Below are 21,697 nucleotides of genomic sequence, written 5' to 3'. Positions count from 1 at the left end.
TTCAGTGTAAAATGTACTTGGGTCATGTAAAAGTCCTCCTGGGTATGTTTTTGTCGTTAAAAACATTGTACCGTAAAAGGACTGTTATATGGCCTTTTTACTTTTACACAATTATACGGACTTTATCAGAAAGTGATTTCTATGATTAAAAATAAAATATTAACAGCAACTTTAGCAGTTGGTTTAATAGCCCCTTTAGCCAATCCATTTATAGAAATTTCTAAAGCAGAAAATAAGATAGAAGATATCGGCCAAGGTGCAGAAATCATCAAAAGAACACAAGACATTACTAGCAAACGATTAGCTATAACTCAAAACATTCAATTTGATTTTGTAAAAGATAAAAAATATAACAAAGATGCCCTAGTTGTTAAGATGCAAGGCTTCATCAGCTCTAGAACAACATATTCAGACTTAAAAAAATATCCATATATTAAAAGAATGATATGGCCATTTCAATATAATATCAGTTTGAAAACGAAAGACTCTAATGTTGATTTAATCAATTATCTTCCTAAAAATAAAATTGATTCAGCAGATGTTAGTCAGAAATTAGGCTATAATATCGGCGGAAACTTCCAATCAGCGCCATCAATCGGAGGCAGTGGCTCATTCAACTACTCTAAAACAATTAGTTATAATCAAAAAAACTATGTTACTGAAGTAGAAAGTCAGAACTCTAAAGGTGTTAAATGGGGAGTTAAAGCAAATTCATTCGTTACACCGAATGGTCAAGTATCTGCATATGATCAATACTTATTTGCACAAGACCCAACTGGTCCAGCAGCAAGAGACTATTTCGTCCCAGATAATCAATTACCTCCTTTAATTCAAAGTGGCTTTAATCCATCATTTATTACAACATTGTCACACGAAAGAGGTAAAGGTGATAAAAGCGAGTTTGAAATCACTTACGGCAGAAACATGGATGCTACATATGCTTACGTGACAAGACATCGTTTAGCCGTTGATAGAAAACATGATGCTTTTAAAAACCGAAACGTTACAGTTAAATATGAAGTGAACTGGAAAACACATGAAGTAAAAATTAAAAGCATCACACCTAAGTAAACAGTTCAATCATTTTATAAAATCCTGGGACACTTCATACTTGTCTCAGGATTTTTTAACATATTGAATCAGCCTCATAACATTAAATTAATTTATCGTATATTAAATTTAATAATAACAACTGATTTTTATAAGAACAAAGTATCACACCATAGTAGATACACAAATAATACAAATGAATCCATTTAAGTTGAAAGCTTAAATAAATATTCTCAAGTTAATAAATAATTAACTTTTAGATGGATTCATCAAAAATCGTAAAAAGAACAATTTGTATTTTACAAACATTAATTAAAAATAAAAGCAAGACATTCGTGCAATCGGTTACCTTAAATTGTTTACAACTGTCAACAATACCAAGGTTTTATTAACTATATTTCTCACAAAATTAGCTTTTAGCATTCCAAACAAAAAAGGTTAAATTGAACGGAATTATGGCATTTTTAACTTAATTGTAAAAAAAGTTGATAATGGTCAATTGTTAATGAACAGTTAATTATAATAACATCCAAAATATATTATTATTTAATTAAGTTAAATAAAATTATAGAAAGAAAGTGAAACTTATGCTTAAAAATAAAATATTAGCCACAACTTTATCTGTGAGCTTACTTGCCCCTCTTGCCAATCCGTTATTAGAAAATGCTAAAGCTGCCAACGATACTGAAGACATCGGTAAAGGAAGCGATATAGAAATTATCAAAAGGACAGAAGATAAAACAAGTAATAAATGGGGCGTGACTCAAAATATTCAATTTGATTTTGTGAAGGATAAAAAATATAACAAAGATGCTTTGATATTAAAGATGCAAGGATTCATTAGCTCTAGAACAACATATTACAACTATAAAAAAACTAATCATGTTAAAGCTATGCGATGGCCATTCCAATATAATATTGGTTTAAAAACAAATGATAAATATGTTTCTTTAATTAATTATTTACCTAAAAATAAAATTGAATCTACAAACGTGAGTCAGACATTAGGATACAATATCGGTGGTAATTTCCAATCAGCCCCATCACTCGGTGGTAATGGATCATTTAACTATTCTAAATCGATTAGCTATACACAACAAAATTATGTAAGTGAAGTAGAACAACAAAACTCAAAAAGTGTTTTATGGGGCGTCAAAGCGAATTCATTCGCCACTGAATCAGGTCAAAAATCAGCATTTGATAGCGATTTATTTGTAGGCTACAAACCTCATAGTAAAGATCCTAGAGATTATTTCGTTCCAGACAGTGAGTTACCACCTCTTGTACAAAGTGGATTTAACCCTTCATTTATCGCCACAGTATCTCATGAAAAAGGTTCAAGCGATACAAGCGAATTTGAAATTACTTACGGAAGAAACATGGATGTCACTCATGCCATTAAAAGATCAACGCATTATGGCAACAGTTATTTAGACGGACATAGAGTCCATAATGCATTTGTAAATAGAAACTATACTGTGAAATACGAGGTCAATTGGAAGACTCATGAAATCAAGGTGAAAGGACAGAATTGATATGAAAATGAATAAATTAGTCAAATCATCCGTTGCTACATCTATGGCATTATTATTACTTTCTGGTACTGCTAATGCTGAAGGTAAAATAACACCAGTCAGCGTAAAAAAAGTCGATGACAAAGTTACTTTATACAAAACAACAGCCACAGCAGATTCTGATAAATTTAAAATTTCACAGATTTTAACATTTAATTTCATCAAAGATAAAAGTTATGATAAAGATACTTTAGTACTTAAAGCTACTGGGAATATTAACTCAGGCTTTGTGAAACCTAATCCTAATGACTATGACTTTTCAAAATTATATTGGGGAGCTAAATACAATGTATCTATAAGCTCACAATCTAATGATTCAGTAAACGTCGTTGATTATGCACCAAAAAATCAAAATGAAGAGTTTCAAGTTCAAAATACTTTAGGCTATACATTTGGTGGTGACATTAGTATCTCTAATGGTTTATCTGGTGGACTTAATGGAAATACAGCTTTTTCTGAAACAATTAATTATAAACAAGAAAGTTACAGAACAACATTAAGTCGCAACACAAATTATAAAAATGTTGGCTGGGGAGTTGAAGCACATAAAATTATGAATAATGGTTGGGGACCTTATGGACGAGATAGCTTCCACCCAACATATGGTAATGAACTCTTCTTAGCTGGCAGACAAAGCAGTGCATACGCTGGCCAAAACTTCATAGCGCAACACCAAATGCCATTATTATCTAGAAGTAACTTCAATCCAGAATTTTTAAGCGTACTATCACACAGACAAGATGGCGCTAAAAAATCTAAAATTACAGTAACTTATCAACGTGAAATGGATTTATACCAAATTCGTTGGAATGGCTTCTACTGGGCAGGCGCAAATTATAAAAACTTTAAAACTAGAACATTTAAATCAACATATGAAATTGATTGGGAAAATCACAAAGTGAAATTGTTAGATACAAAAGAAACTGAAAACAATAAATAGCTAGTAAAACACGGTCGCCAACAGTAATTGTGACGACCGTGTTTTGATTTATTATCTTAGTAAGACTGCCATTCTTTTTCTCAATGTGAGATATAAAGGAATAGCTACAATTAAAGTGAATATTACGCCTGGAATCGCGTTTAACAACACTACCCACACAGGTAAATTTAAAATAATAGATAATAGTAGCCTAGATACCAAACTGCCTAATACACTTGCTAAAACTAATGATAGTACATTTATTTTCAATAAATAAACAACTGCAATAGCTATAACTCTAAATATAATAGAAATAATCACATTAATTGGATTAAATACGCCAAATACTAGTAATAATAGGCTAGATAATAATCCACCTAAAAAGTACTTTTTAATTCCAAAGAAAGCTAATATCAATAATGCTGCCGGTGCAGATAATTGAAAATCTAATCCTGGTATAATGGACGGTATTTTCAAAGCTGCCAAAATGGTTAAAATCGCAGCAATGACACTAATTTGAGTAATATCTTTTGATGTCATACTAAAACCCCTATACCCTTTCATAAACAACTTGCTTCGGTGTGCTTTCTAAAAATGATATGTAATGATTTAAATCAATACGATCGTCCACAAATATTATTCTGCCTCCATATCTCGTATTAACTGGTTTAATATCAAATAATCGATGGTAACCAATTTTAGCAGAGGCAAAATAACCTGTCGTATACGTTAAGTCATCTGACACACAAAGTTCTCCTTTGACATAAGGATGCGCATTGATACAACTAGCAATTGCTAAGGCATCAGTCACTCTTTCATTAAGATCACCTTTATTATTTATATCTTCAAACGAAAAATGTGTTGCCCTAATCCCCCTTTGTCCAAATGAATCTAAACGTTTACCAGATATAGCAGATAGAATAATAGCTCCTGTATAAACCGTTTCATTTTTAATATATGTCATCCCTTGATTTAGCGCTTGTTCAGTGACACCACATTCTTGTGTTAAATGTTGGAGATTTGCTTTATCATCCTCAATAATTTGTAATGCTTTTATTTGTTGAATCGGTTCCATGATTTTTTGTATTTTTATATTGAGAAAATCCGGTTGCCCATTTTCATGAAAAAAACCTTTATTATAAAACCTTTGTACCGTCTGTTCTATTTTGTCAAACTCACAAATCGTTTCAGCACCACTAATATGAACATCTTGATTGCTAGAACGCATTTTTATACTATACATGACGATCACCTCAATCTTCTTGATGCAAAATTTCAAACAACCTATCTATATCTTGTTCAGTATGAAAATACGACAATGATATTCTTAACATTGGCTTAGTCACAGTTGGATACCTTAAATAACTTGTAAACACATGATGCTTTAATAATGTTTGATGAATGTTCTCAGCCGCTTCTATGTCATCAAACTCAATAAACTTAATCGGCGAGTTTGAACTATTATAATTAACATTGAGTGCTTTTAACTTTTGGTTAAAATATTTACTCAAACTATTTAATTTAGTGCGTCTATCATCAGCATTTATTAACTTTTCAATGTTTCTTTTTATAAAATACAAATTATAAATTGGCAAACTACTTGAGTAGATGAGTGGTCTACCGTGATTAATTAACATATCCTTCACATCATTTGAACTTAAAATCACACCCCCGTATGCACCACATGCTTTAGATAAACTAGAAGTGAGTATATCTACACCTTGATAATTCGAGTAATTCTCTATTCCAAAACTATGTGAAACATCGAGTATCAGTGTTGCGTTATATTTATGCTTTAATGAGACTAATTGACCAATATCCACAACGTCGCCATTCGTTGAAAATGCACTATCAGATATGATTATTTTTGGTATATTTTGATTAGGGTATTTCTCTAACCTTTTTTCTAAATCAGCAATATCTAAATGCTTATATATCACTTTTTCTAAACCACTTAACTTAATACCGTCAATAATACTCGCATGATTTTCTTGATCTGAAAACACGACACAATTTGTATTTTTGAAAATATTAAATAACGCCAAATTAGCATCATAACCACTATTTAAGATAGTACATGCACTATATCCGAGCCAACCTGCTAACATTGTTTCAATTTCTTCATAAGCTGTCGAACTTCCACTAATTAATCTTGAACTTGATAAGTGATAACTATACTTCCGCATAAATCTTTCGAAATCATCCTTATCAAACGCTATTTGACCTAATCCTAAATAATCATTAGATGTATAGTTCGTACATCTCTTATTTTCTACTTCAATATACTGTCTATCTATATACCCTACCGATTTAAGCGACCGATATAACCCTTTCTGTTGTAATAAATCAATTTGCTCTTGAAACATCATTCTTGTTTTCCTTATTTTCACAAGTGTCATAATCAATTTCAAAGCCCAAATCATTAATCATATCGTAGTCTAATTGGTTCGGTTGCCCACCAGTAATTAGATAATCACCGACAAATATTGAATTCGCCGCTTTTAATGCTAATGGCTGTAACGAACGTAAGTTGACCTCTCTTCCTCCAGCAATACGAATTTCTTTCGTAGGATTGATTAATCGGAATAATGCTACGATTCTTAAACATTTCATTGGTGTTAAATCATCCATGCTTCCAAACTTTGTGCCTTTGATTGGATGCAAAAAATTAATCGGAATACTGTCGGCATCCATTTCTTTCAAAGCAAATGCCATATCAACAATATCTTGATTAGATTCTCCCATACCACAAATCACGCCAGAACATGGTGATATATTATTCGCTTTCATTAGTTCTATCGTATCTGTTCTATCTTTATAACTATGCGTTGTCACGACGTTATCATGGTAATTTTCACTTGTATTAATATTGTGGTTATATCTGTCTACACCAGCTGACTTAAGTTTCTTAGCTTGTTCGTCATTCGTTAATCCTAAACATGCACAGATTTTTAGTTGCGGGTGTTGAGATTTAATCGTTCTTACAGTATTACTAATATGATCAACTTCTTTATCGCTCGGTCCTCTACCACTCATAACAATACAATATGTTCCAATATGATTATCATGTGCCACCTTTGCTCCATCGATAATTTGTTCCTCTGGAATTAAAGCATATCGCTGTTTTTGTTTAATATCTCGTGATTGTCCACAGTACCCACAATTCTCAGGACATATACCACTTTTAGCATTTAAAATCATGTTTAATTTTACTTTTTTACCGAAATAATGTTTTCTTAAAATGTACGCCTCATTTAATAAATCTAAGGTATCAATATTAGTATCCTCATAAATTTTCAATACAGTCTCTTTTGTTAATTGTTCCCCTTGTAATATGCGTTTAGCCAAATTCATATTAACACTTCCTATCTAAAATGTTATGTACTGCCTTTTTAAAAATACGTACCATCGTTTTCACTTCTTTATTTGACATACTTAACACTGGCACAAACGTAATGACATTTTCTAAATTTCTAATCATTAGCCCGTTTTCTTTACATTTACGTACAATACGTTCAACTTTTTCAATTTCTAACGGCGTTTTACTATCTTTATCTGTAACTAATTCAACTCCAAACATTAAGCCTCGTCCTCTTACATCACCAACATTTCGATGACGCTTCAGCGCATGCAACTGTTTCTCAAGTGTTGATGATGTCGTTTCAATATGTGACAATAACTTACGTTTTTCATAAAGTCTTATATTTTCTAATGCAACCGTACAAACGATTTGATTCCCGGTGTATGTATGACCATGGAAAAAGGTATTCACACCATGCGAATCACTTAAAAATGCATTGTATATTTTTTGAGATGTCAATGTAGCTGCAAGTGGTAAGTAGCCACCTGTAATCGCCTTACCTAAACACATAATATCCGGTTGAACATCTTCATGATTGCATGCAAACATCTTTCCAGTTCTCCCAAAACCAACTGCTACCTCATCACAAATTAATAAGACATCGTATTTTTTGCACAATTTCTCGACTTCTTTCAAAAAGCCTTTAGGATGAACAAACAAGCCTGTCGCACCTTGAATCAACGGTTCCAATATAAACCCTGCGATTTCATCATTTCTTTCAATTAGAATTTGCTCTATATTCGTTAAAATAGCTGTCATCATTTCATTTTCATTATCGTAATTACTGCGATAGAAAGATGGGCTTTCTACTTGAATATTCTCAAATATTAAGTCTTTAAATATTTTATGAAAGGTCTTGATACCACCAACACTTACCGCACCAATCGTATCCCCATGATAACCGTGATTTAGCGTTATAAACTTGTTTTTCTTGGCATATTTTTCTCTATCAATATTTTTCCAATACTGATATGCCATCTTTATTGCGATTTCAACAGACGCACTGCCTGTATCAGAATAAAATACTTTTCTTAGATTACTTGGCGTGATTTCGATTAATTTTTCCGCAAGTTCTATTGACGGAATATTTGATGATCCTAGCAGCGTAGAATGGGCAATTTTATTGAGTTGCTTTTTAATTACCTTATTCAAGTATTTGTTATTATGACCATGCACATTGACCCACAACGATGCATAACCATCTAAATATTTATTGCCATTCGTATCGTAAAGGTAACTACCCTTTCCTTTTTCAATGATGATTGTTTCTTCTTTGCTATATACACCCATTTGTGTAAATGGATGCCAAACATATTCTGAGTCTTTTTGTTTAAGTTGTTGTGTGTAATTCATTTTTAACTCCTATTAATTGTTTTAAAAATGCTTCTGAGAAATTTTCATACGTGGCATGTTCTTCAAATGTATAGACTGTTTTATTTGTTAATTTTCCAATCGTAATTTGATTGTCTTTTTCAATATAGCTGTCTGTATAGCGATTCATTATTAAAAAATTACTCGCCGATACATTCTGATTAACATAATCTTGGTGAACAATGGCATCGCTAATAGCACCTAATTTTGATGGCAACACACTGATGACACAATCTGCACAATCATTGATTAGATCTTTAGTCATGTAGAAATCATCTGTACCTTCATATATTGGTACGGCAATTCCCCCAGCACCCTCAATTAAGATAAAATCAAATTCCTTATCTAAAACTTTTACCTTATCTAATACACGCTGCTTATTTAGAAAAATTTGATCTGTCATTTTAAATGCAAGGTGTGGTGATACAGGTTGCTTAAAAGTATAAAGTGACGTTATGTCATAGCTTAAATCACATTCATTTTTAAATACTTCTAAATCTGGAAACGTCCCGTCTTGGCGTTCCTCAGTTTGAAATGGTTTAAAAATACAAACTCGATGACCACGTGTTTTCAAAGCATGGTATAAATGCTTTGTAACATAGGTTTTGCCTACATCAGTATTCGTACTTGTAATAAAAATCCTCATAAAAAATAAGCACCTCAATCCGAATGTAAACTTTTATAATTAATAAGTTTACATTTAAGGCGCATGTTTTTCAAGAAAACATGAATTTAAACTTCTCAGTATAACTATAAATTTTGGCAAAATTTTGACCTTGCTATTGAAATGACTAAGACTTCTTAAGGAATTCGGGCAGATATAAACAGCGATTCGATAAAATATGTCAGTTAAAATTAATAATTGCATTATTTCTTAACAAAAAGACATCCTAGCTTTACCATCTTGTGAAACAATCCATTAATTGTAATATTACGTTGAGCGCCTTGTTCATCAATGCTATAATTAGTTACATAATAAATTGAACATCTAAATACACCAAATCCCCTCACTATTGCCCTAGTGAGGGGATTTATTTTGCTGTTGATTATCTATCACCCTTTTTATTTCCAAATTCTGATTCCATATTAAACTATTATTTATAATTTCCAGCCTGCTGATTTACTTTTTATTCTTATAAAGTCTTGATACATTCCTGGTTTTCGAATTAATTCATCATGACTACCTTTTTGAATTATTTCACCTTCATTGAGCACTATAATCTGATCTGCATTTTTAATAGTTTCAAGTTTATGTGCAATTGTAATTACTGTTTTGCCTTTACTTAATTCATTAATTGCCGTTTGAATCAGCTGTTCATTTTCAGGGTCAATACTTGCAGTTGCTTCATCTAAAATAATTATTGGTGCATCTTTTAATATCGCCCTAGCAATAGAAATCCTTTGCTTTTCTCCGCCAGATAAATTACTACCTTTTTCATTTAGCATTGTTTGATATCCCTCAGGTAATGACATGATGAAGTCGTGGCAACATGCTTGCTTCGCTGCACGAATAATTTCTTCTTTCGTTGCACCTGGATTGCCAAACAATATGTTATTTTCAATCGTATCATTAAATAAATACACCTTTTGAAATACTGCACTAATTTTCGACATTAACGTACTTAATGTCATATCTTTAATATCAACACCATCGATGCGAATATTTCCATCATCGATATCATAAAAGCGCAAGAGTAAGTGACATAATGTAGATTTCCCACTTCCTGAAGGTCCAATTATTGCTGTTGATGTTTGTGTAGGTATCTCAAAATTCACATTCTTTATCACTTGTTTATCATCATATGAAAAGTTCACGTTTTGAAAAGCGATATTTTCATTTTTAATCGTCAAATTTTTTCCATTCTCATCCAGTTCTGGAGCATTTTTTATCTTTTCAATATCATCTATCGTCATATCTATCATTTCAAGTACGTGTGCAGCACTATTAATATTTTCAACACTATCAAATATCACAAATGAAAAAATTGAAATCATAATAAGGGTAGGTAAATCAATACTATGATTCATATATAATAAGCATGCAACTAATACAATCATTATTGAAACAACTTTTAAACTAAGTAAATGCAATAAATTGAATGGGATATATTGCATTTCTATTTTTGTATTTATACGTTTACTTTCATTGACTGCTTGGTTAAAACTTTTAAGACTCGTATTTTCTTTCGCGAATGATTTTATTACTTGAATACCACGAATAACCTCCAATACCTTTTCCACTAATTGGTTTTGTACATTATGATACGCTGGCGCATTTTGTCGACTCTTTCTTTCTAATAATTGAATCGCAAAAAATGATAGTAATACGCCAATGCATGCTAATAATGATACTTGCCACGAAACTACAAGTAGAGACAATATGAGTACTGTAATTAATATGTATCCATTAACAACAACGTCCACCATTTTCATAGCAAAGTTTTCTAAAAAGGTTAAATCTGTTGTTACTATTGTTGTTAACTCATTTGAATGATGCGAATTAAAATAACCTAACCTTACATTTTTCAATTTATCCCCTATATCTAAACGTTCTTTCGCACTCATTTCATAAGCGATGCTCTCATGGCTTTTGCTTTTGAAATATGCTGTAATAAATCGTCCAATCACTAATAAAACCATGATAATTACAACATTCAATATATCTTTCATATAAATAGGTTTATGAGATAGCACATTATTAAATATTTTTGCAGCTAAAAAGATAGGTAGCGCAATAAAAATAGCATTTAAAAATGACATGCTAAATCCTAAAATCATTCTTGCTTTATATGGTCTTATCCAGTTTAAAATTTTAAATGTAATTTGAAACATATTTGACCTCCTTTTCTCATTAGTTTAATTATGTCCAGTATTGATTCCCCAATCTTTTGTATGCATGTGCGTATCCCACATTTTCTTATAATTACCGTTTAATTTTAGCAATAAGTGATGTGACCCTTTTTCTAAAATTTGTTGTTTACCTAAAACAATAATTTGATCTGCATGTTGAATCGTAGATAACCGATGTGCAATAACAATCAATGTTTTATCCTGCGTCAACACATTTAATGCTTCTTGAATTTTTTGTTCGTTGTCTGGATCAACGTAAGCAGTCGCTTCATCTAATACAATGATAGGCGCATCTTTTAATATCATTCTTGCAATAGTGACTCGTTGTTTTTCACCACCAGACAATTTATCTCCCACTGTACCAACATTCGTATCATATCCATCTGGCAACTTTTCAATAAATTCATGACATTGTGCTAACTTGGCAGCTTTTTCAACTGCCTCATCCGTAGCTTCTGGATTGCCAAGTTTAATATTTTCTTTAAAAGTAAGATTTAATAAAAAGTTATCTTGTCCAACAAAACCAACTAAATCGTTAAGTTGTTTCGATTCAATATCTTTTATATTTATACCGCCAATCGTAATTTCACCTGAAGTCACATCCCAGTATCGTGATATAAGCTTGGCAATGGTTGACTTACCGCTACCAGATGCCCCGACGATAGCTGTGAAATTATTTTCTGGTACTGTAAATGATAAATGCTTAAAGACCAGATCGTCCTTATCTTTGTTATATGAAAATCCAACATTATTAAAAGCAATTTCATAATGTTGAGGCTTCTTAAATTTTGTTGACAATACTAACTCTTCTAGACTTAATATTTGATTCACTTCAGTTAATGCGTATTGTATAGACTTTAAATGATTTACATAATTAGTAAAATTCTTAATCGGTGCTACTACACCTAAAGATAATACGATGCATAGGAAAAATTCCGCATAGTTTAATTGGTTGATAGATATCAAATACATGCCGACCGGTAAAATCCCTAAAAATGTTGAAGGTAATACACTAGCTCCTAAATTCATATACCCCCATGTATTTTTAAACCAATTCAAAGTGTGAATCTTATAATTATCTACTGCATCTTTATATTTTTTATATGAACTTTGAGATTGATTAAATGTTTTAATCACTTCAATGCCTTCGATAAACTCTACAATCGCGCTATTCATATAATTATTCGATTTCATTTGTTCAGCATATGTCTCATTAAATCCAGACATAACTTTTTTAAAAGCGAAAATTGAAATTGGTATCGTTACTAATAAGGCACTAGCCATACGCCAATCAATGAGCATTATGTATAAAAAGATAGCAGCTGACAAAAGTAAGTTTCCTATAACTTCAGGAATCATATGTGCTAAAGGTAATTCTATTGTTTCAACCTTATCGACAAATATATTTTTTAATTCACCTATTTTCTTAGATTCCACTACGCCTAAAGGGAGACGCATTAATTTTTGAGCTAATTTTTTACGAATTTCAGATAAAATTTCATATGCCGTAATATGTGATAGCATCGTTGACGCTCCAAAACAACACACTTGTGAAATATAAGCGATTAAAGCAATAAAGATATAAACCATAATCGAATTAATCGTATATGCATTGTTAATCATCATTAAAATAATTTTAAAGACTGCCCAATATGGAACTAATCCAGAAAAGACACTGATGATAGACAACAAAATTGATAACATAATTTTCCATTTACTATCAGAAGCAAATCCGCTGAGTATCTTTATCCAATTTGTCTGATTGTTCATCGTATATGTAACTCCTTTCAATTAATAATCTAAATTAAGCCGCTTATATTATTTATTTCACTGGATGATATACATAATATAAATTTGTTATTTGTTAAAAATTAATACTTATTACAAGTACATCATATATTAGTTGATAACGATTATCAATGTCGCGTGGATTTGTGACACATTTCTTTTAAAAATTCACAAGGTTATGGGGCAGAAATGATAAAGAGCCACTAATGATTTATTATGTAGTGGTTCTGGGAGTGGGACAGAAATGATATTTTCACAAAATTTATTTCGTCGTCCCACCCCAACTTGCATTGTCTCTAGAAATTGGGAATCCAATTTCTCTTAGTTGGGACTCCGCCAACTTGCATTGTCTGTAGAAACTGTGGATCCAATTTCTCTATGTTGGGTCCCTGAGTATAGCCTTGTAGAGTCTAGTACATTGATTTGTATCCCAATGTCCCTATAATTGATTATTCGCTTTATCTAATGATCCTATGACTCAACTATTAAATCATTTTTCGAAATACTTAATTCTAATATAATTAAATTCATTTATTGTAATATTACAAAAATACATTGCACACCTTGTTCATCAATGCTATAATTAATTACATAATAAATTGAACATCTAAATACACCAAATCCCCTCACTACTGCCATAGTGAGGGGATTTATTTAGGTGTTGGTTATTTGTCACCTTTTTTATTGTTGCGCGTTCGTAACCAATGTGCAAAAAACGCAACAAGACAGCCGCTTAAAGCTGAAGTCATGATGTCAATTAATAAATTGAACATCCGTCATACACCTCCTCTCTGCGTTAAAGTAACGCCCGAGATGTTAGGCGACCATTATATTATATCATTTATTTATTATATTTCACGCAATATTAAAGTTCGAGTAAAGCGTTTTTTAGTGGTTTACGCTACTTTAATTACTATCTTTTAAAATCCATTTAGATAATACAAATGTGATGGGTATCGTAATCACTAAACCTGCAAATGGCGCAATTTCCGCTGGCAAATTTAGCCAGGATACAAAAACATATAATAAAACTGTTTGTAAGCTTACGTTGACAATCTGCGTAATTGGAAAACTAATGAATTTTCTCCAAGTAGGTTTTACCCTGTAAACAAAATAACAATTCAAATAATACGAAATCACAAAAGCGACTAGAAATCCGGTAATATGACTAATCATATATTCAATGTGTAATAATTTTAACAGCAATAAATAGACAACATAATAATTTAACGTATTAATGCCGCCAACAATGATAAATTTTAAAATTTCAGCATGCGTTTGTGTTAGTTTCATATGTGTAACTCCTCAACATCAAAATATATGCATAACTACGTTCTCGAAATTGCGTGCCAATCCGCTTCACTTCAAATATGTTTATTTCAATCTTTATACCCTTTCACAGCAAATTTAGTCTCTTTCCTCTCATCCTTATACGCCATTATAATGTAACTGATTTATCGCGTGACTCATTAGCACTATAGAGATTACTTTAGTTCACTAGTAATTTTATATACAATAAGAGCGACAACAGTAATGAGAGGATGTCTACTATGCAATTACAAAAAATTGTCATCGCTCCTGACTCATTTAAGGAAAGTATGACCGCACAGCAAGTTGGCAATATTATAAAACAGGCATTTACTAATGTTTATGGGAATACCCTTCATTATGATATCATTCCGATGGCTGATGGTGGTGAAGGTACCACAGATGCTTTAATGCATGCAACAGGTGCCACTAAGTATACAGTCATCGTTAATGACCCTTTAATGCGACCTATTGAAGCATGTTATGCACGCGCAGACGAACAACAAATTGCAATTATTGAAATGGCGGCAGCGTCAGGTTTGGATTTATTAGAAAAAGAGGAACGTAATCCTTTATACACATCATCATATGGTACCGGTGAACTAATTAAAGATGCATTAAATCATGGTGCTAAGACCATTATTTTAGGGATTGGTGGCAGTGCAACAAATGATGGTGGTACAGGTATGCTAAGTGCACTGGGCGTTCAGTTTACTGATGTAAACGGGGACTTATTACAAATGAATGGTGCTAATCTTGCTCACATTGCACAAATCGATATAACCAATCTAGATTCGCGATTAAAAGAGGTGACCTTTAAAGTGGCCTGTGATGTTTCAAATCCTTTATTGGGTGAAAATGGTGCTACCTATATTTATGGTCCTCAAAAAGGCGCTGATGCAAAGATGATACCAAAGTTGGATTTCGCAATGTCGCATTATCATGATAAGATAAAAATGTGCACAGGAAAGTCCGTTAATCAAATACCAGGTTCTGGTGCAGCTGGCGGTATGGGCGCAGCATTATTAGCGTTTTGTGAGACAACTTTAACAAAAGGTATTGATGTCGTCTTTGACATTACAGATTTTCATCAAAGAATTAAAGATGCAGACCTCGTTATTACTGGAGAAGGACGCATGGATTATCAGACCATCTTTGGTAAAACACCCGTAGGCGTTGCGTTAGCTGCAAAACAATATCATATTCCTGTCATCGCGATTTGTGGCAGTCTAGGCGAAAATTATCAACATGTTTACGATTTCGGTATTGATAGTGCCTATTCTATAATCTCTTCACCTAGCACTTTAGAAGATGTCCTACAAAATAGCGAACAAAATTTATTAAACACTGCAACTGACATTGCTCGTATTCTGAAATTGCAATAATGTCAAAGTAAATCATCAGCTTTATTATTTGCAGTTAAAACTTGAATGAGGTGAAACCCATGAAAAGAACTGATAAATACCGTGATTCATATCAATACGACAATCAAAATCAAAATCATCGTCGTCAATCTGAAGACGCATCGTATAGACAACAATATGCTAAAGGCGATCCTGAAGAACACCCGGAACGATACTATAACGGTAGAGATTATCGAAGAGAACAAATTCTTGAAGAAGAAAACGAGAAATCCCGCCGTTCAAAAAAATGGTTATATATCATTATTGCTATTCTCTTAATTATTGTCGCTATTTTTGTCACACGCGCCTTACTTAACAATGATAGCGATAAAGTTAGTAATGACCCTAAAGTCTCTCAAAATTATAAAAAACAAGTTGAAAATCAAGACGGCCAAATTAACCAGCAAGTCGATAATGCTAAAGAAAATATTAAAAACAACCAAAAAACTGATGACATTATTAAAAATTTACAAAATCAAATCGACAACTTGAAGCAGCAAGAACAAAACAAAGCTGATTCTAAGCTAACTCAATTTTATCAAGACCAAATCAACAAATTGACAGAGGCAAATAATGCACTTAAAAACAATGCAAGCCAAGGTAAAATTGAAAGCATGTTAAATGATATTAATACAAAATTCGACAGTATTAAATCTAAATTAGAAAGCTTATTTAAAGATGAAAATGGTGGCGCTAATTAATTATTACACCTGCTTTGATGATAAACATTAATTCCCTATACTTTATCTGTATCACTACGTTATTCGTGATGATGCATTAAGAGTATAGGGATTTTTTATATAAACTTGTATTCTAACTACATACAAATACACACAAAACGTATATAATTTATATAATTATATCATTTAAAGGAGTCTGATCATGCAATCAACGAAAACCAAAACGAAGCATTTTTCATTTTTATTGCTAATTACGTTAGGCGTCATGACCGCTTTTGGCCCACTAACTATAGATATGTACGTACCATCATTACCTAAAGTGCAAGGTGATTTTGGTTCTACTACATCAGAAATTCAATTAACATTATCATTCACAATGATTGGTCTTGCACTAGGCCAATTTATCTTTGGACCTTTATCCGATGCTTTTGGTCGCAAACGGATTGCTGTATCCATTTTGATCATTTTCATTTTGGTATCAGGTTTGTCTATGTTTGTTGATCAATTGCCATTATTCTTAACTTTACGATTTATTCAAGGTTTAACTGGTGGTGGCGTCATCGTGATTGCCAAAGCCTCTGCTGGTGATAAATTTAGTGGCAACGCACTCGCTAAATTTTTAGCATCTTTAATGGTAGTTAATGGCATCATCACTATTCTTGCACCATTAGCTGGTGGATTAGCTTTATCCGTAGCAACATGGCGTTCTATTTTCACAATTTTAACTATTGTGGCACTCATCATTTTAATTGGCGTCGCTTCTCAATTACCTAAAACATCTAAAGATGAATTAAAGCAGGTGAATTTTAGTAGCGTCATTAAAGATTTTGGAAGTCTTTTGAAAAAACCAGCATTTATTATTCCAATGCTATTACAAGGTTTAACTTATGTAATGCTATTTAGTTATTCATCTGCATCGCCATTTATTACTCAAAAATTGTATAATATGACACCCCAACAATTTAGTATCATGTTTGCTGTTAACGGTGTAGGTTTAATCATTGTCAGTCAAGTCGTTGCTTTATTAGTAGAAAAATTACATCGCCACATATTATTAATCATTTTAACTATTATACAAGTGGTAGGTGTTGCTTTAATTATCCTGACACTTACATTCCATTTACCACTTTGGGTCTTACTCATCGCATTCTTCTTAAATGTGTGTCCTGTGACGTCAATTGGACCACTTGGTTTCACAATGGCTATGGAAGAACGAACAGGTGGCAGTGGTAACGCATCAAGTTTACTTGGCTTATTCCAATTTATCTTAGGTGGCGCTGTTGCACCATTAGTTGGCTTAAAAGGCGAATTTAATACATCACCATATATGATTATTATCTTCATTACAGCCATTCTATTAGTCAGTCTACAAATCATTTACTTTAAAATGATTAAAAAGCAACATGTCGCATAACACTTCAACATAATTAGAACCCTAGCAAAGATATCTATCTTTGTCAGGGTTCTTCTTTATGAATTATGAGATCGAATCTTCAACTAAAATTACACCTTCATATCAAGAACATTTCTATTCAATCACCCTTTAACAGGCATCCAAATTTCTGTAATATATTTTTCACTTGTAGTATCACCATCCTGATACAACTCAAAAAATGGTGCTGATTTTACCGTATCTGCTTGATATTGATGTATGTAGTGATGAACCTCTTCCATTTTTTGTTGAACTGCTTTAGGTACTGCGCCCTGTGCTTCAAATACCATATACTTTGAACTTGCTAATGTTATGACATCATATTTTTCAATATCAGCACTATTATCTCCGGTAACTGCAATCATATATGACATCTTACCGTCTAATTCAGATATACATAAGCCAAGTATCCCGGCTAAATCACCATTATTTTTTAACTGTAAATCCGCAATTACTCCCTCTTGATAACATCTTTGCCAAAACCCTGCTATATGTTGCTGAGCCTGTCGTCCATTTTCATACGTTTCTTTAATACCTACTAACGTTAACGACGCAAGTTGTTGTAATTGATATTCCATTTTATCACTCCATTAATTTTATTCACTCATGTAAAACATATGTTTAGGACATTTTGCATTGACGCTATATAATTATATTAAATATTTATTGAATCAATGCGAGGACTATATTATGAACCGAAAAATATTACCAGTTAAACCTATCAGTCAGCTATTTCCTATCCCTATGGTCATGGGGTGTGAAGGTGTTTCCGCAGCCATGATGTTGCAATACAATAACCAACATATCCCTGCTACAGAAATTATGAGACATTGGCCGACACATCCGAACAATCCACATAAAGGTTATGTTGGACATCACTTATTCATTAAGCTTGGCAATTATCATCAAACGATATTTCCAGAAGCATATGTACCATTTTTACAAAAATACAATCCTAATATCGTAGACGGCACTGGTAAATCCTTAGAAGATCTTAAAGGTATTATCGATCAAGGTCAACCTGTGTTAATATACCATACTAATCTTGGCTCTAAACCATTACTACGTGTTTTCCGCTTTGATAACAAGCCAGCGAAACAAGTTTCAAATATTCACGTAACGTTACTCATTGGGTACGATGATTACTATTACTATTATATCGATCCACTTTGGAGTCATATTCGTCGTGGCCTAGTTTTACCTGCCATCATTCCAAATCGCAAACAAATTATTAAAATTCGTAAAGAGAAAATGGAATACAGCTTTAATTCACCAGGAAGAAAGTGCATTTATGTGCAACCACATTCATATACAATTGAAAATCAACAACAAAATAAACACACGTAAGTAAACACATTACTCGCGTGTGTAAAACATAAAATGCGCAAACTGGGTCAGGTTTGCGCATTTTAAATTTCTATTATTTGTATCGTCTCATTTATTTCCTGGTAAATATCTTCTGAACGCCATTGTCTTGGATAGCCTAGACACGGACAGAGATAACATCTGCCATCATCTATCACACTTTTACGAAAATGAACATGGCCCATAATACTATATGGTATATCGAACATCGCATACAAAGGATTGAAATCACTTGTCCCAATAAATGCATTATAAAAATCGAATATACGATGCGGCATAGGAACAATGAAATCAGGGTGCGTCACAACATGTGTGACTAAAATCACTCGTCTATTTCCTACTTCTAATATATCTTTCTTCACTTGTTCAGCCGCTATTTTAGATAAATTTTGATCTGATATGCCCCAAGATATTCGTTCTTTATCTTGCCAAGTCGCACCATAATGTTTCCCTTTTTGTAAATGTTCTAATGAAAATCGTTGTGCTGCAAAGCTATAATCATACCAACCTGTATGTCCTATTATTGCCCATTCTTCATTTACTATAAATGGTTTTCCTACCAAGCACTGTGACATGCTCTTATAATTATTCCAAATGTCTTGCGTAGTCATACTTTCAACTTCCCATAAATCATGGTTTCCAGGAACAAATTTCACAGGTATATCTAATTGTTTTGTCAATTGCGTTATAAATTGGTGCGTCAATTGATAATGATTTGAGATATCTCCCGCAATCAACAATATATCCAATTTCTTATACTTAACTATTTCAACCAATGCCTCTAAGTAATCTTCGGATGTTTTTTTATTATGACGATCAATATGTAAATCGGCGATTGTCCCTATCTTCATACCCATACCTTCTTTACTCAAATTAAAATGTTATTTATTATGCCATAGCTTATCTAATATATATAGTTAACTGCTTCATTTAGATGATTATTTTATATTTTTGCATAAAAACTTATATCTTTTCAAAAAATCGATAAGTTTTAGTTATCATACCCTTACCTATCAAATGTTTTTTCTTATATTTAAAAAAATAATTGCTTTATTAAATGGATTTCTTTAGTATTTATAATTAAGAAAACGCTTACACACAACTTTTTTATTTGCTTTATCCTGAGGAGGAAAATTATGGCAAGAAAATTGCATAGAGAGTTGAATAACAGACACATCCAATTGATAGCAATTGGGGGCGCAATTGGAACTGGGTTATTCCTAGGATCAGGTCAAACAATATCTTTAACTGGTCCATCACTGTTATTCACATACATGATTATTGGGGTTGTACTATTCGCTTTTATGCGCGCATTAGGCGAATTGTTGTTGAGCAATACAAGATTTAATTCATTTGTTGATATTGCAAATGAATATTTAGGCCCTTTTGGTGGCTTTGTCATTGGCTGGACTTACTGGTTATGTTGGATTGTATCAAGTATGTCAGACCTAACTGCGATGGGACAATACTTTGCATTTTGGTATCCCCAAGTCCCAAATTGGATTACCGTGCTATTTATTGTTTTAATCTTGATTAGCTTCAACTTATTAGGTGCCAGATTATTTGGTGAACTGGAGTTTTGGTTCTCTATTATTAAAGTTGTCACAATTATTGCGATGGTTATCGTTGGTCTTGTATTAATCTTTTTCTCATTTAAAACACATTATGGACATGCATCATTCACAAACTTAATCAGTCACGGTGGCATGTTCCCTGGAGGAACATTTGGTTTCTTAATGTCATTCCAAATTGCTGTATATTCATTCATTGGTATTGAACTTATAGGTGTAACTGCTGGTGAAACGAAAGATCCTGAAAAAACCTTACCGAAAGCAATTAATAATGTACCTATCCGTATTTTATTATTCTATATCGGTGGTCTATTAGTAATTATGTCAGTCATACCTTGGAATGATATCGATCCAAATAGTAGCCCTTTCGTTAAACTCTTTACATTAATCGGTGTGCCATTTGCAGCAGGTGTCGTTAACTTTGTCGTGCTAACTGCCGCGGCCTCTGCTACAAATAGTGGTATCTATTCGAATAGTCGTATCTTATTCGGACTGTCACAACAAGGGTTAGGTCCTAAAGTTTTAAATAAAACGAATAGTCATGGCGTGCCTTATTTATCAATGTTAGTTTCATCAATTGCATTACTTATAGCAGCCTTGTTAAACTACATTTTCCCTAATGCAATTCAACTATTCATATACGTTACAACGTTATCAACTGTGTTGTTTTTAGTTGTTTGGGCAATGATTATTGTCGCTTATCTAATGTATTTGAAAAAGCATCCTGAGGCACATAAAAACAGTAAATTTAAGTTGATTGGTGGCAAGCCTATTGCTTACATTATTCTAGCGTTCTTCTTCTTTGTATTCATTTTATTATTCTTTAGTGACGAAACAAGAGCAGCTATTTATATTTCGCCGTTCTGGTTTATATTTTTATTTTTCTTTTATAAAAAATACAAAACGAATGCTGAAAAACTCGCATATGAACAACGACAAAATGACAGCGGTCATTTCAGATATGACAATCAATAATTTAAACATCTCGCTCTAGTATCAGTTCAACCGATACTAGAGTTTTTTTG

The 21,697-nt window shown here is 32.5% G+C and carries 21 protein-coding genes; 8 read left to right on the top strand and 13 right to left on the bottom strand.

Annotated features, from left to right (window positions below; translation table 11 throughout):
* Positions 1-141 precede the first annotated feature (141 nt).
* The 3 genes from hlgA to hlgB all read left to right on the top strand — a co-directional run bounded on the left by hlgA (position 142) and on the right by hlgB (position 3,564).
* On the top strand, positions 142-1,071 hold the full coding sequence (hlgA, locus tag IDG66_RS01230) for a bi-component gamma-hemolysin HlgAB subunit A (protein WP_000594519.1): 930 nt from the start codon (positions 142-144) through the stop codon (positions 1,069-1,071).
* 566 nt (positions 1,072-1,637) lie between these two features.
* Positions 1,638-2,585, top strand: coding sequence for a bi-component gamma-hemolysin HlgCB subunit C (gene hlgC / locus IDG66_RS01225; RefSeq protein WP_000916704.1), 948 nt, complete (start codon positions 1,638-1,640; stop codon positions 2,583-2,585).
* A 1-nt stretch (position 2,586) separates the two neighbouring features.
* Positions 2,587-3,564, top strand: a complete 978-nt coding sequence (hlgB, locus tag IDG66_RS01220; RefSeq protein ID WP_000783428.1) for a bi-component gamma-hemolysin HlgAB/HlgCB subunit B — start codon at positions 2,587-2,589, stop codon at positions 3,562-3,564.
* A 51-nt stretch (positions 3,565-3,615) separates the two neighbouring features.
* On the opposite strand, the gene IDG66_RS01215 is transcribed toward hlgB, so the two are convergent.
* The 11 genes from IDG66_RS01215 to gtxA form a co-directional block, all read right to left on the bottom strand.
* Complete coding sequence (locus tag IDG66_RS01215) at positions 3,616-4,083, bottom strand: QueT transporter family protein (RefSeq protein WP_000200943.1); 468 nt, start codon at positions 4,081-4,083, stop codon at positions 3,616-3,618.
* A 10-nt stretch (positions 4,084-4,093) separates the two neighbouring features.
* Entirely contained in the window at positions 4,094-4,786 is a 693-nt protein-coding gene (locus tag IDG66_RS01210) for a 6-carboxyhexanoate--CoA ligase (protein WP_000286878.1), read from the bottom strand.
* A gap of 10 nt (positions 4,787-4,796) precedes the next feature.
* The gene (locus IDG66_RS01205; RefSeq protein ID WP_000971548.1) at positions 4,797-5,912 is read right to left on the bottom strand and encodes an aminotransferase class I/II-fold pyridoxal phosphate-dependent enzyme; all 1,116 of its coding nucleotides are present in this window, start codon (positions 5,910-5,912) and stop codon (positions 4,797-4,799) included.
* The gene (gene bioB, locus IDG66_RS01200) at positions 5,890-6,897 is read right to left on the bottom strand and encodes a biotin synthase BioB (RefSeq protein WP_001046645.1); all 1,008 of its coding nucleotides are present in this window, start codon (positions 6,895-6,897) and stop codon (positions 5,890-5,892) included. Before bioB ends, IDG66_RS01205 begins: the two co-directional genes overlap by 23 nt.
* Before the next feature lies 1 nt (position 6,898).
* Positions 6,899-8,257: an adenosylmethionine--8-amino-7-oxononanoate transaminase gene (gene bioA, locus IDG66_RS01195; RefSeq protein WP_031928444.1), complete on the bottom strand. Its 1,359-nt coding sequence runs from the start codon at positions 8,255-8,257 to the stop codon at positions 6,899-6,901.
* Positions 8,235-8,921, bottom strand: coding sequence for a dethiobiotin synthase (bioD, locus tag IDG66_RS01190; RefSeq protein ID WP_001217916.1), 687 nt, complete (start codon positions 8,919-8,921; stop codon positions 8,235-8,237). Before bioD ends, bioA begins: the two co-directional genes overlap by 23 nt.
* Before the next feature lie 54 nt (positions 8,922-8,975).
* Complete coding sequence (locus tag IDG66_RS01185) at positions 8,976-9,143, bottom strand: hypothetical protein (RefSeq protein ID WP_001790576.1); 168 nt, start codon at positions 9,141-9,143, stop codon at positions 8,976-8,978.
* Positions 9,144-9,373: 230 nt separating this feature from the next.
* Complete coding sequence (locus tag IDG66_RS01180; RefSeq protein ID WP_000486494.1) at positions 9,374-11,107, bottom strand: ABC transporter ATP-binding protein; 1,734 nt, start codon at positions 11,105-11,107, stop codon at positions 9,374-9,376.
* A 24-nt stretch (positions 11,108-11,131) separates the two neighbouring features.
* On the bottom strand, positions 11,132-12,895 hold the full coding sequence (locus IDG66_RS01175; RefSeq protein WP_001064816.1) for an ABC transporter ATP-binding protein: 1,764 nt from the start codon (positions 12,893-12,895) through the stop codon (positions 11,132-11,134).
* A 683-nt stretch (positions 12,896-13,578) separates the two neighbouring features.
* Positions 13,579-13,686: a type I toxin-antitoxin system Fst family toxin gene (locus IDG66_RS01170; RefSeq protein ID WP_000482647.1), complete on the bottom strand. Its 108-nt coding sequence runs from the start codon at positions 13,684-13,686 to the stop codon at positions 13,579-13,581.
* A gap of 133 nt (positions 13,687-13,819) precedes the next feature.
* Positions 13,820-14,206 (bottom strand): flippase GtxA, encoded by a 387-nt coding sequence (gtxA, locus tag IDG66_RS01165; RefSeq protein ID WP_000779360.1) that lies wholly within the window; start codon positions 14,204-14,206, stop codon positions 13,820-13,822.
* 257 nt (positions 14,207-14,463) lie between these two features.
* Between gtxA and IDG66_RS01160 the strand changes: the two genes are divergently transcribed.
* The 3 genes from IDG66_RS01160 to IDG66_RS01150 all read left to right on the top strand — a co-directional run bounded on the left by IDG66_RS01160 (position 14,464) and on the right by IDG66_RS01150 (position 17,718).
* Positions 14,464-15,606 carry a glycerate kinase gene (locus IDG66_RS01160; RefSeq protein ID WP_001176871.1) on the top strand — a complete coding sequence of 381 codons (1,143 nt, stop codon included), beginning with the start codon at positions 14,464-14,466 and terminating at the stop codon, positions 15,604-15,606.
* Between the two features lie 59 nt (positions 15,607-15,665).
* Entirely contained in the window at positions 15,666-16,325 is a 660-nt protein-coding gene (locus tag IDG66_RS01155; RefSeq protein WP_000831301.1) for a membrane protein, read from the top strand.
* Positions 16,326-16,506: 181 nt separating this feature from the next.
* A complete protein-coding gene (locus tag IDG66_RS01150) occupies positions 16,507-17,718 on the top strand; it encodes a multidrug effflux MFS transporter (RefSeq protein ID WP_001192075.1) in 1,212 nt (403 codons plus the stop codon).
* A 122-nt stretch (positions 17,719-17,840) separates the two neighbouring features.
* Here the strand turns inward: IDG66_RS01150 and IDG66_RS01145 are convergent, their stop codons facing one another.
* A complete protein-coding gene (locus IDG66_RS01145) occupies positions 17,841-18,314 on the bottom strand; it encodes a GyrI-like domain-containing protein (RefSeq protein WP_000456497.1) in 474 nt (157 codons plus the stop codon).
* 112 nt (positions 18,315-18,426) lie between these two features.
* Between IDG66_RS01145 and IDG66_RS01140 the strand changes: the two genes are divergently transcribed.
* Positions 18,427-19,083, top strand: a complete 657-nt coding sequence (locus IDG66_RS01140; RefSeq protein WP_001080281.1) for a C39 family peptidase — start codon at positions 18,427-18,429, stop codon at positions 19,081-19,083.
* 62 nt (positions 19,084-19,145) lie between these two features.
* On the opposite strand, the gene IDG66_RS01135 is transcribed toward IDG66_RS01140, so the two are convergent.
* A complete protein-coding gene (locus IDG66_RS01135) occupies positions 19,146-19,952 on the bottom strand; it encodes a metallophosphoesterase (protein WP_000690199.1) in 807 nt (268 codons plus the stop codon).
* Between the two features lie 285 nt (positions 19,953-20,237).
* Here IDG66_RS01135 and IDG66_RS01130 point away from each other — a divergent pair, with 285 nt between their 5' ends.
* A complete protein-coding gene (locus IDG66_RS01130; RefSeq protein WP_000101538.1) occupies positions 20,238-21,647 on the top strand; it encodes an amino acid permease in 1,410 nt (469 codons plus the stop codon).
* Positions 21,648-21,697 lie beyond the last annotated feature (50 nt).

It is taken from the genome of Staphylococcus sp. EG-SA-18, from assembly GCF_017151825.1.
GTDB lineage: Bacteria > Bacillota > Bacilli > Staphylococcales > Staphylococcaceae > Staphylococcus > Staphylococcus aureus.
Note: the sequence above shows the minus strand (reverse complement) of the source record. Positions and strands in the feature narration are given on the sequence as shown.